Annotated in this window: 14 protein-coding genes and 1 rRNA gene; 5 read left to right on the top strand and 10 right to left on the bottom strand. The window is 71.5% G+C overall.

Annotated features, from left to right (window positions below):
* The first annotated feature begins 50 nt into the window (after nt 1-50).
* A complete protein-coding gene (locus AC07DO_RS24155) occupies nt 51-1,406 on the top strand; it encodes an FtsX-like permease family protein (RefSeq protein WP_479062524.1) in 1,356 nt (451 codons plus the stop codon).
* A gap of 76 nt (nt 1,407-1,482) precedes the next feature.
* Here AC07DO_RS24155 and AC07DO_RS24150 read toward each other — a convergent pair whose 3' ends face one another.
* The 3 genes from AC07DO_RS24150 to AC07DO_RS24140 are packed head-to-tail and all read right to left on the bottom strand — an operon-like array spanning nt 1,483 to nt 3,537.
* The gene (locus AC07DO_RS24150; RefSeq protein ID WP_479062523.1) at nt 1,483-2,388 is read right to left on the bottom strand and encodes an NAD kinase; all 906 of its coding nucleotides are present in this window, start codon (nt 2,386-2,388) and stop codon (nt 1,483-1,485) included.
* A gap of 11 nt (nt 2,389-2,399) precedes the next feature.
* The gene (locus tag AC07DO_RS24145) at nt 2,400-3,215 is read right to left on the bottom strand and encodes a TlyA family RNA methyltransferase (protein WP_479062521.1); all 816 of its coding nucleotides are present in this window, start codon (nt 3,213-3,215) and stop codon (nt 2,400-2,402) included.
* A gap of 7 nt (nt 3,216-3,222) precedes the next feature.
* The gene (locus AC07DO_RS24140; protein WP_479062520.1) at nt 3,223-3,537 is read right to left on the bottom strand and encodes a hypothetical protein; all 315 of its coding nucleotides are present in this window, start codon (nt 3,535-3,537) and stop codon (nt 3,223-3,225) included.
* 42 nt (nt 3,538-3,579) lie between these two features.
* On the opposite strand from AC07DO_RS24140, the gene AC07DO_RS24135 reads away from it, so the two are divergent.
* Nucleotides 3,580-3,927 (top strand): alkyl sulfatase C-terminal domain-containing protein, encoded by a 348-nt coding sequence (locus AC07DO_RS24135; protein WP_479062518.1) that lies wholly within the window; start codon nt 3,580-3,582, stop codon nt 3,925-3,927.
* Here the strand turns inward: AC07DO_RS24135 and AC07DO_RS24130 are convergent.
* Genes AC07DO_RS24130 through AC07DO_RS24120 form a run of 3 tightly spaced genes read right to left on the bottom strand, consistent with a single transcriptional unit; the run spans nt 3,911 to nt 6,839 of the window.
* A complete protein-coding gene (locus AC07DO_RS24130; RefSeq protein ID WP_479062516.1) occupies nt 3,911-4,774 on the bottom strand; it encodes an ABC transporter ATP-binding protein in 864 nt (287 codons plus the stop codon). The genes AC07DO_RS24135 and AC07DO_RS24130 overlap by 17 nt on opposite strands.
* Nucleotides 4,771-5,799, bottom strand: a complete 1,029-nt coding sequence (locus AC07DO_RS24125; protein ID WP_479062515.1) for a FecCD family ABC transporter permease — start codon at nt 5,797-5,799, stop codon at nt 4,771-4,773. Before AC07DO_RS24125 ends, AC07DO_RS24130 begins: the two co-directional genes overlap by 4 nt.
* On the bottom strand, nt 5,796-6,839 hold the full coding sequence (locus tag AC07DO_RS24120) for a FecCD family ABC transporter permease (protein WP_479062514.1): 1,044 nt from the start codon (nt 6,837-6,839) through the stop codon (nt 5,796-5,798). The genes AC07DO_RS24125 and AC07DO_RS24120 overlap by 4 nt, the downstream gene beginning before the upstream one ends.
* 53 nt (nt 6,840-6,892) lie before the next feature.
* Here AC07DO_RS24120 and AC07DO_RS24115 point away from each other — a divergent pair, with 53 nt between their 5' ends.
* Both AC07DO_RS24115 and AC07DO_RS24110 read left to right on the top strand, forming a co-directional pair.
* On the top strand, nt 6,893-7,939 hold the full coding sequence (locus AC07DO_RS24115; RefSeq protein ID WP_479062512.1) for an ABC transporter substrate-binding protein: 1,047 nt from the start codon (nt 6,893-6,895) through the stop codon (nt 7,937-7,939).
* The gene (locus AC07DO_RS24110; protein ID WP_479062511.1) at nt 7,936-8,769 is read left to right on the top strand and encodes a siderophore-interacting protein; all 834 of its coding nucleotides are present in this window, start codon (nt 7,936-7,938) and stop codon (nt 8,767-8,769) included. The genes AC07DO_RS24115 and AC07DO_RS24110 overlap by 4 nt, the downstream gene beginning before the upstream one ends.
* Before the next feature lie 26 nt (nt 8,770-8,795).
* On the opposite strand, the gene AC07DO_RS24105 is transcribed toward AC07DO_RS24110, so the two are convergent.
* Nucleotides 8,796-9,848: an HAD hydrolase-like protein gene (locus AC07DO_RS24105; protein WP_479062510.1), complete on the bottom strand. Its 1,053-nt coding sequence runs from the start codon at nt 9,846-9,848 to the stop codon at nt 8,796-8,798.
* Between the two features lie 72 nt (nt 9,849-9,920).
* On the opposite strand from AC07DO_RS24105, the gene AC07DO_RS24100 reads away from it, so the two are divergent.
* Nucleotides 9,921-11,213, top strand: coding sequence for a DUF1015 domain-containing protein (locus AC07DO_RS24100; RefSeq protein WP_479062509.1), 1,293 nt, complete (start codon nt 9,921-9,923; stop codon nt 11,211-11,213).
* 75 nt (nt 11,214-11,288) lie between these two features.
* On the opposite strand, the gene AC07DO_RS24095 is transcribed toward AC07DO_RS24100, so the two are convergent.
* From AC07DO_RS24095 to rrf, 3 genes are all read right to left on the bottom strand, one after another.
* Nucleotides 11,289-12,092: a tetratricopeptide repeat protein gene (locus AC07DO_RS24095; protein ID WP_479063228.1), complete on the bottom strand. Its 804-nt coding sequence runs from the start codon at nt 12,090-12,092 to the stop codon at nt 11,289-11,291.
* Nucleotides 11,984-12,958: a hypothetical protein gene (locus AC07DO_RS24090; RefSeq protein WP_479063227.1), complete on the bottom strand. Its 975-nt coding sequence runs from the start codon at nt 12,956-12,958 to the stop codon at nt 11,984-11,986. The genes AC07DO_RS24095 and AC07DO_RS24090 overlap by 109 nt, the downstream gene beginning before the upstream one ends.
* 243 nt (nt 12,959-13,201) lie before the next feature.
* A 5S ribosomal RNA gene (gene rrf, locus AC07DO_RS24085) occupies nt 13,202-13,318 on the bottom strand.
* Nucleotides 13,319-13,518: the final 200 nt, after the last annotated feature.

Raw genomic sequence — 13,518 nt, 5'->3', positions numbered from 1 at the left:
CCGGTTCTCCACATGGTTCCCTCCGCACACCCGGCGAGACCATGATCCACATGACAACTGGACTGGCCCGGGCGGCCCTGCGCGCACACCGCCCGGCTTTCGTGGGGACGGCGGTGGCCGCGCTCTTCGCGGCGACCGTGGTGAGTGCGTCGACGATGATGCTCGGCACGACGAGCACGGACCGCGCGGGGCTCTCCGCGGCGGCCCGCCGGCAGATCGAGGAGAACGGCGTGGGCGACATGGCCGTCGTCCTGCTGATCGGCTCCATCTACATGTCGATTTTCGTGGTCGTGTCGACCATGGGCACGGCCGTCGCGCAGCAGCACCGCGAACTCGCGATGGTCCGCTCCATCGGCGCCAGACCCCGCCAGATCCGCCGTGCGGTGGCCGCACAGGCGCTGGCGGCCTCGGTCCCCGCCGCTCTCGCCGGCTTCGTGCTGGGCGGCTTCGGCGCGCGGTGGTGGCACGCCGGGATGGTCGACCACGGGCTGCTGCCCGCCGAGGCCGGCTTCCGTTTCAGCTGGCTCGCCCTGCCCGTGTGCGTCGGCGTGGCCGTGGTGACGACGACGCTCGCCGCGATGCTGTCCGCGCTGCGGTTCTCGCTGCTCCGCCCGGCCCGCGCCCTGAGCGAGGCGGCCACGGGCCGTCGCGGCCTGGGCCTGTTGCGGGGACCGCTCGGCGTCCTGGCGGTGGCGGGAGCCTGCGCCGTCGCGCTACTCCTCTCCTCCCGGCCCGCGGAGGAGGCGGGCGAGGGAGCATTCCTGGTACTCATCCTCTTCTGCGTGGGCGCGGGCCTCCTCGGGCCGCGCATCATCGGCCCCGCGGCCTGGCTGGTCTCGTCGGTGGTCGGCCGGTTCGGCCCGAGCGCGCGCCTGGCGATGCTCAACGTCCGCTCGCAGCCCCGCCGCTTCTCCGCCGCGGTGGTCCCGCTCCTCCTGGTCGTGGGCTTCGGCCTCACCAAGATCGGCATGCACACGACGGCCCGGCACTACACGGGTTCGGCGGGCGACCGGGGCGAGGTCTGGCTCGACTACGTGGGCACGGGCCTGTACGCGGGCTTCGCCGCCATCGCCGCGGCGAACACCCTCGCCATGATCTCCTTCGAACGCCGCCGTGACGTGGCGCTGCTACGGGTCGTGGGCAGCCGACGAGCACAGGTCGGCGCGATGGCGGCATGGGAGGCGGCGGTCGTGGCGGGAACGGCCCTGCTCCTGGGCACGGCGATCGCACTGGCCACGCTGGCCCCCATCCTCAGCACGGCGTTCGGCTCAGCGCTCCCGCACCTGCCGTGGCCGGTACCGGCAGGAATAGCGACAGGCACGCTGCTCCTCGCGCTCCTGGCAACGGGCATCCCGGTACGCACAGCGATGCGAAGGCGACCCGTCTCGGTCCTGAGCACAACGTAAAGGCGCCGGGGGCGAAGGGTAGCCAAGGGGCGCGGGGAACTGCGCGACAAGCCCCCACGACCCGCACCGTGCAGTCCTACTGCGGAGCCCCCCGCCACCCGGAAACCGGCAACGCGAACTTGGCGACAAGTCGATCCGTGAACGACGCATGGTGCAGCCGAGCGAGCCGCACCGGCACCTCACCCCGACGCACCTCGACCCGCGCCCCCGAGGGCAGCTCCAGAGTCCGCCGCCCGTCACACCACAGCACCCCGTGCGGCGTGTGCGGCTGGACCTCGACGGCCAGCACGGAGTCCGGCGACGTCACGAGCGGCTTGGCGAAGAGTGCGTGCGCGCTGATGGGGACCATGAGCAGCGCCTCCACCTCCGGCCACACCACAGGCCCACCCGCCGAGAACGCGTACGCCGTGGACCCCGTGGGCGTCGCGCAGACGATGCCGTCGCAGCCGAACCCGGTGACGGGCCGCCCGTCGATCTCCAGGACGACTTCGAGCATCCGCTCGGGCGACACCTTCTGCACCGCCGCCTCGTTCAGCGCCCAGTCGCGGTGCACGACGTCACCGTTGCGGTGCACGAGGACGTCGATCGTCATGCGCTCCTCGACCTCGTACGCCTTGGTGACCACCCGGTCGACGACCTTGTCGAGGTCGTCCCGCTCGGCCTCCGCGAGGAAGCCGACCCGCCCGAGGTTCACCCCGAGCATCGGCACCCCGGACGCCCGGGCGAACTCGGCGCCCCGCAGCAGCGTCCCGTCACCGCCGAGGACGACGATCAGCTCGCAGTCGTCGATGCAGTCGGCCGTGGCCTCCTCGACCGTCTCCACCTCGGCGGGCAGTGGCAGGTCCACCGCCTCCGCCTGGAGGACCCGCACACCGAGACCGCTGCGCAGCAGCCCCTGGACGACGAGTTCGGCGCTGCGGATGGCCGCGGGCCGCCCGGTGTGCGCGAGCAGGAAGACGGTACGAGCTCGGGTCTGGGTCACTCTGGTCCGGGTCAACGGGGCCCCTCCGCCACGGCACGGTCAACATCCGCCGGGTCCAGCTCATCGGCCCCGGCGCACAGCCACAGAAAGTACTCGACGTTGCCGGAGGGTCCGGGCAGCGGGCTCGCGGTCACCCCGCGCACCCCGAGGCCGAGCCCCCACGCCTGCCGTGCCACGCCGCGCACGGCTTCCGCCCGCAGTTCGGCGCTGCGCACCACGCCACCGCTGCCGAGCCGTTCCTTGCCGACCTCGAACTGCGGCTTGACCATCAGGACGAGGTCCGCGTCGGGCGCCGCGCACCGCACCAGGGCGGGCAGCACCAGGCCGAGCGGGATGAAGGAGAGATCCCCGACGACCACGTCCACAGGGATGTCGTCGATGGCTTCGAGCGTCAACTCGCGTACGTTCGTGCGGTCCTTCACGGTGACCCGGTCGTCGCTCTGCAGCGACCAGGCGAGCTGGCCGTACCCGACGTCGACGGCGACGACGTGCTCGGCGCCCGCGCGCAGCAGCACGTCGGTGAAGCCGCCGGTGGACGCGCCCGCGTCCAGCGCGCGGCGCCCCTCGACGGTCAGCCCCCGCGGCACGAAGGCCGCGAGGGCGCCCGCGAGCTTGTGCCCGCCGCGCGAGACGTAGTCGGGGTCGCTGTCGTCCTGCGTCACCACGATCGCGGCGGCCGTCTCGACCTGCGTCGCCGCCTTGGTCGCGACGGTCTTGCCGACCGCGACCCGGCCTGCGGCGATCAGCTGGCTCGCGTGCTCGCGCGAGCGCGCGAGCTTCCTGCGGACGAGCTCGGCGTCGAGGCGGCGTCGTGCCACTCCTGCCACGTTCGGTTCAGCTCCTGTCGTACGAAGATCGAGTTGCCGGTGCCCCGGTGGGCGCCGGCGGGCCGGGGCGCGCGTCGAGCGCGGTCAGCGCGTCGCGCAGGCCACGGTGTACATCCTCGTACACCTCGATGTGGCCGTCCGTGGCGAGGTGGTCCGCGTCGCCGAGCCGGGCCAGGCACGCGTCCACCTCGGAGTTCCCGGTGGGCGTGCGCTCGACGCCGAGGGGCGCGGGGGCGGCGGGGTCGTACGAAGGATCGTCCGGAACCTGGCGCTCCGGCTCCACCGCCTCCCCCTGTCCGGGGCCCGCGAAAGAGTCGCTCATGGCACGACGCTACCGCGAAGGCCTGGGGTACGGTCGATCACGATGGCGACCATGGCGGAGTGCCGTACAGCACTCGACAAACTCTCCGACACCCTCGCGTCGGCCGACGGCGACGTGCGCAGTGCCGCTGCCCTGAACCGCTCGCTGAGCTGCCGCATCACCGATCTCGACGTCACCTTCACGGGCCGGCTCGAGAACGGCCGGATCACGGTGCTCGACAGCCACCCGGGGCCGCCGCGCGAGAGGGCCGAGATCCGTCTCGCGATGACCGGGGACGACCTGCTCGCGATGGTGGACGGCGAACTCAACTTCGCGAAGGCGTGGGCGTCGGGCCGGGTGAAACTGGAAGCGGGCTTCCGGGACCTGCTGCGCCTCAGGTCGCTGCTCTAGCGGTCGTCCGGCGCCCCGCCCGCGCCGCCGGCACCACCAGCGGCGTCCCCGTCTCGGGGTCGTCGATGATCTGGCAGTCGATCCCGAACGCCTCCTTCACGAGCTCCGCCGTGACGATCTCGGACGGCGGGCCCTCGGCGAGCACCGCGCCGTCGCGCAGCGCGATGAGGTGCGTGGCGTAGCGGGCGGCGTGGTTCAGGTCGTGCAGGACGGCGACGAGCGTGCGGCCCTGCTCCTCGTGGAGCTCGGCGCAGAGGTCGAGGACGTCGAGCTGGTGCTGGATGTCGAGGAACGTCGTCGGCTCGTCGAGGAGCAGCAGCGGCGTCTGCTGGGCGAGGGCCATGGCGATCCAGACGCGCTGGCGCTGGCCGCCGGAGAGCTCGTCGACGTACCGCTCGGCGAGCTCGCCGACGCCGGTCGACGCCATGGACTCGTCGACGATCCGCTCGTCGTCCTCGGACCACTGCCTCAGCAGCCCCTGGTGGGGGTAGCGGCCGCGGGCGACGAGGTCGCCGACGGTGATGCCGTCGGGCGCGACGGACGACTGCGGGAGCAGTCCGAGCGTCTTGGCGACCTTCTTCGCGGGCATCGACTGGATGACGTTCCCGTCGAGCAGGACGCGCCCCGTGGACGGCTTGAGCATGCGGGACAGGGCGCGCAGCAGCGTGGACTTCCCGCAGGCGTTGGGGCCCACGATCACGGTGAAGGAGTTGTCGGGGATCTCGACGGACAGCTTCTCCGCGATGACGCGCTGGTCATAGCCGAGGGTGACGTCGTCGGCGATGAGCCGGTTCACAGCAGCACGCTCCTGGTCGTGGGGTGGTACGGGTTCGCGGCGGGGCTTCATATCCGTCCCGCCTTGCGCTGGCTGACGAGCAGCCACAGCAGATAGACGCCACCGAGCACACCGGTGACGACGCCGACGGGCAGCTGGTCGGCGCCGAAGGCCCGCTGCGAGGCCCAGTCCGCGACGATCAGGAGCGTGGCGCCCATGAACATGGCGGGCATCAGGTTGGGTCCCGGCGAGCGCGTGAGGCGGCGCGCCAGCTGGGGCGCGGTGAGCGCGACGAAGCTGACGGGGCCCGCGGCGGCGGTGGCGGCCGCGGTGAGCAGCACGGAGGCGCCGAGCAGCACGAACCGGGTGCGTTCGACGCGTACGCCGAGCGAGTTGGCGACGTCGTCGCCCATCTCCAGCATCCGCAGCGGACGCCCGTACAGGAGCACGAGCGGTACGAGGACGGCGCAGAGCACGAGCAGCGGCCAGACCTGCTTCCAGTCGCGGCCGTTGAGGGAGCCGGTCATCCAGACCACGGAACGCGCGGCGTCGACGAAGTCCGCCTTGGTGAGCAGATAGCCGTTGATGGCGGTGATGAACGCGGAGACGCCGATGCCGACGAGGACGAGGCGGTAGCCGTGCACACCGCGCTTCCAGGCGAGCAGGTAGATCGCGAGGCCGGTGACGAGTCCGCCGACGAGCGCGCCGGCCGCGACCTGCACCGCGCTGCCCTGGAACAGGACGATCATGGTGAGCGCCCCGGCGGTCGAGCCCTGCCCGAGGCCCAGTACGTCCGGGCTGCCCAGCGGGTTGCGGGCGATGGACTGGAACAGCGCGCCGCCGAGCCCGAGGGCCGCGCCCACCAGGAGCCCGACGAGGACCCGCGGCAGCCGCAGGTCGTTGATGATGAACTCCTGTCCCGCGTCGCCGTCGCCGAGCAGGGTGCGGACGACGTCGGCGGCCGGGATGTCGAAGTCGCCGGTGCCGATCAGGACGACGCCGGAGACGAGCGCGGCGACCACGAGGAGGGTGATGACCACGGCCGTGCGGACGTCGAGGCGGACGGAGAAGCCGCCCCGGGTGCGTATCGCCTTCACAGCTGGGCCACCTTGCGCCGACGTACGAGGAAGATGAAGACCGGCGCCCCGATGACCGCGGTGACGATGCCGACCTGGAGTTCGGCGGGCCGGGCCACGACGCGCCCGACGACGTCCGCGCCGAGCAGCAGGACCGGCGAGAGCACGGCCGAGTAGGGCAGGATCCAGCGCAGGTCGGGTCCGGTGAAGGAGCGCACCATGTGCGGCACCATCAGGCCGACGAACACGATCGGGCCGCAGGCGGCGGTCGCGGCCCCGCAGAGCAGGGTCGCCGCCGCCATGGACAGGACGCGGGTGCGGGTGAGGTGGGCGCCGAGCGCGCGGGCGGTGTCGTCGCCCATGGCCATGGCGTTCAGCGGCCGGGCCAGGGAGAGGGCGAGCACGGTGCCGATCGCGAGGAAGGGCAGCACCTGCTTGATGGTGTCCATGTTGGCGGAGGCCAGGGAGCCGACCGTCCAGAAGCGCATCTTGTTCAGCGCCGCACCGTCCATGATCATGACGGCCTGCAGATAGCCGTAGAGGGCGGCGCTGAGCGCGGTGCCCGCGAGCGCGAGCCGTACCGGGGTCGCTCCGCGCGACCCGCCGAGGAAGTAGAGCAGTACGCCGACGAGCAGCGCGCCCGTGAAGGCGAACCACACGTAGCCGCTCAGCGACGTGACGCCGAAGAAGCTGATCGCGCTGACGACGGCGGCCGACGCGCCGAGGTTGATGCCGAGCAGTCCGGGGTCGGCCAGCGGGTTGCGGGTGAGCGCCTGGAGGACGGCGCCGGAGAGGCCGAGCGCGACGCCGGCGAGCAGTCCGAGGAGGCTGCGGGCGAGCCGCTCACCGACCACGACGTCCCCGTACGTCCCGGTGTCCTGAAACAGTCCGTGCCAGACCTGGTCCATGGACATCGATTTGGCGCCGACCGCGATGCTCGCGAGGAAAACGAAGAGCAGGACGGCCAGCGCGACGAGCAACCCGACGCTGCGTATCGCGCGGCGTCCGGGGGGCGCGGCGGCGGTCTCCGCGCGCGATTCTGGGGGACTGTCGACCAACACCTGGTTAGGTTAGCCTACCCTCGCACTGGACTTCGACGAGAGAAGCACCACCCATGCGCGCAGCCCGGCGCTCCCCCTCACCTGCCCCGAACCGCCGCCGCGTACTCCTCGCGGGCGGCGCACTCGGCCTCGGCGCCCTGCTCACCGCCTGCGGCGACGGCGACGCCTCTTCCGCGGGCCGGGACGGCAGGAACGGCCGGGGTGCCGGGGCCTGGCGCTTCAAGGACGACCGCGGCAGGACCGCCACGGCCGAGGAGCTCCCGAAGAACATCGTCGCCTTCGTCAGCACGGCAGCGGCCCTGCACGACTACGGCATCGAGTGCAAGGGTATCTTCGGCCCCTCCGACCCCGTCGGAGGGAAGCCGAACCCGCAGACGGGCGACCTGAACCTGAAGGGTCTCACCAGCCTCGGCACCGAGTGGGGCCAGTTCAACATCGAGAAGTACGCGGCCCTCGAGCCCGACCTGCTGATCAGCAACATGTTCCCGGCGCCCGCCCTCTGGTACGTGCCCGAGGAGAGCACCGAGAAGATCGCGTCGCTCGCCCCCACCGTCGGCATCAGCGTCGCCCGCACCTCGCTCGAGGAACCGCTGAAGCGCTACACCGAACTGGCCGCCTCCCTCGGCGCCGACCTGGAGACCGAGCGGGTGCGCGCCGCCAAGGCCCGCTTCCACCGCGCCGAACGGACCCTGCGCAAGGCCGCGGAGGCCAACCGGGGCCTCAAGGTCATGGCGATGACGGGCACCTCCGACCAGATGTACGTCGCCGTCCCCGACTCCTACTGCGACCTCAACTACTTCAAGGACCTCGGCATCGAGTTCGTCGAGGGCAAGAAGAGCGACGAGTGGGGCTTCTGGGAGTTCTTCGGCTGGGAGAACGCCGACCGGTACCACGCCGACCTCATCATGATCGACAACCGTACGTCCGCGCTCTCCTCCAAGCAGCTCGCGGAGAAGCCCACCTGGAACGAGCTCCCGGCCGTCAAGGCGGGCCAGACCATCCCGTGGCCGATGGAAGAACGCTACAGCTACGCCGGTTACGCACCCGTCCTCGAGCGGCTCGCCGCCGCCGTCGAGAAGTCGAAGAGGCTCAAGCGATGACAGACTCCCCGTACCAGTTCTTCGACGTCGACGTGGTGCGCGCCGAGCACATCACCCCCGCCATGATCCGCGTGACGTTCACCGGCGCCGACCTGTCCCGCATGGCGACCGCCGGCCTGGACCAGCGCGTCAAGATCTTCCTGCCGCACCCGGGCCAGGACGCCCCGGTCATGCCGGACACCACATCGGGGAACGCCCTCGACTGGTACGCCGCCTGGTGCGACCTCGACCCCTCGGTACGGGGCATCATGCGCACGTACACGACCCGTGCCCTGCGCCGCGACCCGGACGAGCTGGTCATCGACTTCGCGGTGCACGACCCCGCCCCGTCGCCCGCCGACGGCCCGGCGACCAGCTGGGCGCGGACCGCGCGGCCGGGCTCCCGCATCGGCGTCCTCGCTCCGGTCGAGGCGGAGAACTCGGCGTACGACTTCCGCATCCCCGACGACACCGACTGGCTGCTCCTGGCCGCCGACGAGTCGGCGCTGCCCGCCGTCGCCAACATCCTCGAGACGCTTCCGGCGGGCCTGCCGACCCGCGTCTGGATCGAGGTCCACGACCTCGCCGACCGCCAGGAACTGCCCACCGAGGCCGACGCCGAGATCCACTGGCTCACGCGGGTGGGCACCACGCCGCACGCGATCCACGGCACGGACCTCCCCGAAGGCACCTCCTACGCCTGGATCGCCGGCGAGTCCGCGACCGTCAAGGCCGTCCGCCGCCACCTCGTCGGCGACCGCGGCCACGACCGCAAGAGGGTGTCCTTCTCGGGCTACTGGCGCAAGGGAACGACCACGGACCAACTGATCGACTCCGGCGAAAACGCCTGACGGACTCCCGCGCCGGGCCCGGGTCCTCACAACCCCAGCCGGGACAACGCCTTCCCCGCGTCGAGACCGCACGCGCCGTCGCCCGCCTCCGTCCAGGCCGCCGCACACAGGGCGCGCAGCCCGTCCATGGCCTCGCCCGCACCCTCCAGCACGAGCTCTTCGCCACGCACCGAAGCGGTCCAGCCGCCGCAGCCGAACCCGCCCTCCACCTCGGCGACCTCCGGCTGACCGGTGAGCATGCCGCGCAGATCCGCGTCCACGTACGTCGGCCGGTGCTCGGGAGGCGCGGCGAGCAGCTGCGCGCCGTCCGTGACGCCGGTCAGCACAAGGAGCGAGTCCACCTCGCCGTTGAACGCCCCCTCGATGTCCGTGTCGAGGCGGTCGCCCACCACGAGCGGCCGCTCCGCGCCGGTCCGCAGGATCGTCTCGCGGTGCATCGGGGGCAGCGGCTTGCCCGCCACCTGCGGCTCCGCGCCCGTCGCGATCCGGACGACCTCGACCGCCGCGCCGTTGCCGGGCGCGATGCCGCGGGCGCTCGGGATCGTCAGGTCCGTGTTCGACGCGAACCACGGCACCCCGCGCGCGATGGCGTAACAGGCCTCCGCGAACCGCCCCCACACCATGTCCGGGCCCCCGTACCCCTGCACCACCGCCACCGGATCGTCGTCGGCCGAATCGACCGGCTCGAGACCCCGCTCGCGCAGCCCGACCCGCAGCCCCTCACCGCCGATCACCAGCACCCGCGCGCCCTGCGGCACCTGCTCGCTCACCAGACGGGCCGCGGCCTGCGCCGACGTGATGACGTCCGAGCCGTCGGTCGCGATCCCCAGCTCCGTCAGGTGCTCCGCCACCGCGTCCGGCGTCCGCAGCGCGTTGTTCGTGACGTACGCGAGGTGCATACCGCCGTCGCGCGCGGTGCCCAGCGACTCGACGGCGTGCGCGATGGCGTGCCCGCCCGCGTAGACCACCCCGTCGAGGTCGAGGAGAGCCGTGTCGTACACCTCACTGAGCGCCCGTTCGCTGCCGTCCGGGCGCGTCCTGACACGGCCTTCTGCATTCCCGCTCGCGGCCTGGCTCATTACGCATCGCTCCTCGCTCGATCCCACTCCCCCGATCATCGCTTATGCCACTGACACACATACGATGCCCTAATGAACACAGCGGGTCACAACGACGTCACCGGCCTCGATCTGATCCCGTTCCGGGGTGTGCGCTACGTCCCCGAACGGGTCGGCAGTCTCGCCGCGGTGACCTCACCGCCGTACGACGTGGTCGTACGGCCGGACGGCCTGCTCCACCTGGAATCCGCCGACCCGCACAACATCGTCCGGCTGATCCTCCCGCAGGCCTCCGGTCCGGAAGCACGCAACCAGCAGGCCGCCGACACCCTCCACACCTGGCTCGCCGAGGGCGTCCTCGCCCCCGACAGTGAGCCCAGCCTGTACGTGTACGAACAGCGGGACAGCGAGATCCTGCAGCGCGGCATCATCGGCGCACTGCGCCTCTCGGAGGCCGCGGACGGCGTCGTCCTCCCCCACGAGGGCGTCATGACGCACGTCGTCGAGGACCGCGCCGCCCTCATGCGGGCGACGTCCGCGAATCTGGAGCCGCTCCTGCTCACGTACCGCAGCGACGACCTCGACAGCGAGACGGAACCCGACGGCGCGACGGCCGCGGTCGAACGCACCGCCCGCCGCGAGCCCCTCATCTCGACGACCACGGAGGACGGCTTCCACCACCGTCTGTGGGCGGTCACGGAGCCGGCGGAGATCGCCGAGATCCAGTCGGACCTCGCCCGCCACCAGGCCCTGATCGCGGACGGCCACCACCGCTGGGCGACCAACCTGCGCCTGCGCGCCGAGCATCCTTCACCGAGCGCCTGGGACTACGGCCTGGTCCTCCTCGTCGACACGGCCCGCTACCCGCTCCGCGTCCGCGCCATCCACCGCTACCTCCACCGGCTGCCGGTCTCCGACGCCCTCGCCGCCCTCGGGGACTCCTTCCGCATACGGACCGTGGAGGGGCCGCTCGACCGCGCCCTCGAAGCGCTGGCCGAGGCGGCGGCCAAGGGCAACGCCTTCGTGCTCGCCGGCGACGGCGCCTTCCACCTCGTCGACCATCCGTCCCCGGAGCTCCTCGCCCGTACGGTCCCGAACGACCACCCGGCGGCCTGGCGCACCCTCGACGCGACGGTCCTGCACGCCACGCTCCTCGACCACGTGTGGCAGATTCCGGACACCCCGGACCATATCGCGTACATCCACGACACCGCGGCGACGGTCGAGAAGGCGGAGCGCGACGGCGGCACGGCGATCCTCATGCATCCGGTACGCGAGGAGGTCGTCCGCGACCTGGCCCGGCAGGGCGTCACGATGCCCCGCAAGTCGACGTCGTTCGGCCCGAAGCCGGCGACGGGCCTGGTACTCCGGGACCTCACTTTCTGACGGACACGACGGACACGCAGAAAGGGCGGGCCCCCCGGAGGGGAGCCCGCCCTTTCATCGTTCTACGCCGGCGCGTCAGTCCTTGTCGCGGTCACGCCCGTCGACATCGTGATCAACACCCGCATCGGCATCGGCATCGGCATCGGCATCGGCATCGGCATCAGCGTCGACCTCATCGACCTCATCAATGTCATCGACGTCGCCGTCGAGGTCGACGAACTCGACCCCGTCCAGCTCGGCGAGCCGGTCCGACGCGTCGGTGCTGCCGTCCTTGTCGGACTCGATGACCTTCGCGAACCACTCGCGCGCCTCGTCCTCGCGTCCGGCCGCGAGCAGCGCGTCGGCGTAGGCGTACCGCAGGCGGGCCGTCCAGGGCTGCACGGAGTTCGAGGCCAGCTCGGGGCTCTGCAGGGTGACGATGGCGGCGTCGATCTGGTCCAGGTCGCGGCGCGCCCCGGCGGCCACGAGCCGCATCTCGACCTGTCCGGCCTTGTCGAGCTTGTGCACCTCGGGGGCGCCGGCCATCTCCAGGGCCTTCTCGGGCCTGCCGAGCCCGCGCTCGCAGTCGGCCATGACGGGCCACAGCTCGACGCTGCCGGTCATGCGCCGCGCGGCACGGAACTCCGCGAGCGCCTCGCTGTACTTCTGGTTGGCGTACGCGGCGAAGCCGGCGGCCTCACGCACGGCGGCGACCCTGGAGGCCAGCCGCAGGGCGATCCGCGAGTAGGCGTACGCCTGCTCGGGCTCCTCGTCGATGAGCTTGGCGACCATCACCAGGTTCTTGGCGACGTCCTCAGCGAGCCCCTTGGGAAGGCTCTGCAGCTCCTGCTGTACGTCCTTGTCGATCTCGTAGCCCGTGACGTCCTCGGGGATCGGCAGCCGCCTGATGGGCTCGCGGTCACGGTCGTCACGCCCGCCGCGGTACCCACCGCGGTCGCCGTCACGCCGGTCGTCCCGCCCACGGAACCCGCCGCCACCGGGCCGCCCGCCGCGGTCGTCACGCCGCGGCCCGCGCCCGCGGTCGTCGCGACCCCGGTCGTCACGCCCGCGGTAGCCACCACCACTGCCACGGTTGTCGTCACGCCGGAAGCCACCGCGGTCGTTGTCACGCCGGTCATCCCGACGATCGTCACGGCGGTCATCCCGACGGAACGCAGGCCGGTCCCCATCACGCCGGTCGTCACGCCGGAACCCGCCACGGTCGTTGTCACGGCTGTCATCACGCCGGAACGCAGGCCGATCACCATCACGCCGGTCATCACGACGGAACCCACCGCGGTCGCCGTCACGCCGGTCATCGCGACGAGGCCCACCGGACCGGTCGTCACGACGGAACCCACCGCGATCGCCACCGGCCCGGTCGTCACGCCCGCGGTAGCCACCACCGCCGCCACCGCCGCCACGGTTGTCATCACGCCGGAAGCCACCGCGGTCGTTGTCACGCCGGTCATCCCGACGGAACCCGCCACGGTCGTTGTCACGGCTATCGTCCCGCCGGAACGCAGGCCGATCACCATCACGCCGGTCATCGCGCCGGAAGCCACCACGGTTGTCATCACGCCGGTCATCGCGACGAGGCCCACCGGACCGGTCGTCACGACGGAACGGGGGACGTCCACCACGGTCACCGTCGCGACGGTCGTCACGGCGGTCGTCGCGGCCTCGGTAGCCACCGCCACCGCCACCGCCACCGCCACGGTTGTCGTCGCGCCGGTCGTCACGTCGGAAGCCGCCGCGGTCACCACCGCGGTCACCGCGGTCGTTGTCCCGTCGGGGAGCCGCTCCGCGATAGCCGCCCCGGTCACCACTGTCCCGGCGGCGCTGGTCGCGCTCGGGTCGCTCGTCGGGAGAGTTGGGGGACATGGGTGACTCCTAGTCTTCGGTACCGCAGTCATTCTCGCGCAGCCGGGGTGCCGGCGCGCTTCGACAAAAACAAAAGGACCCCTGGTCCCAGCGTGAACGCTGGGACCAGGGGTCCTCCAAAGATTGTTCGGCGGCGTCCTACTCTCCCACAGGGTCCCCCCTGCAGTACCATCGGCGCTTTGAGGCTTAGCTTCCGGGTTCGAAATGTAACCGGGCGTTTCCCTCACGCTATGACCACCGAAACCCTATGAAATATCCTGCGGATTCGCAGGATCTCAAACAGGGCAGCGAACAAGCACACTCTTCAATTAAATAGTGACGCTGTTCAGCCGACACAACTGTTCGTTGTTTCAGAACCAACACAGTGGACGCGAGCAACTGAGGACAAGCCCTCGGCCTATTAGTACCAGTCACCTCCACCCGTTACCGGGCTTCCAGATCT

Source organism: Streptomyces sp. NPDC045678 (assembly GCF_056432085.1).
The sequence above is the reverse complement of the archived record's forward strand: the minus strand, read 5'-3'. Positions and strand labels throughout refer to the sequence as shown.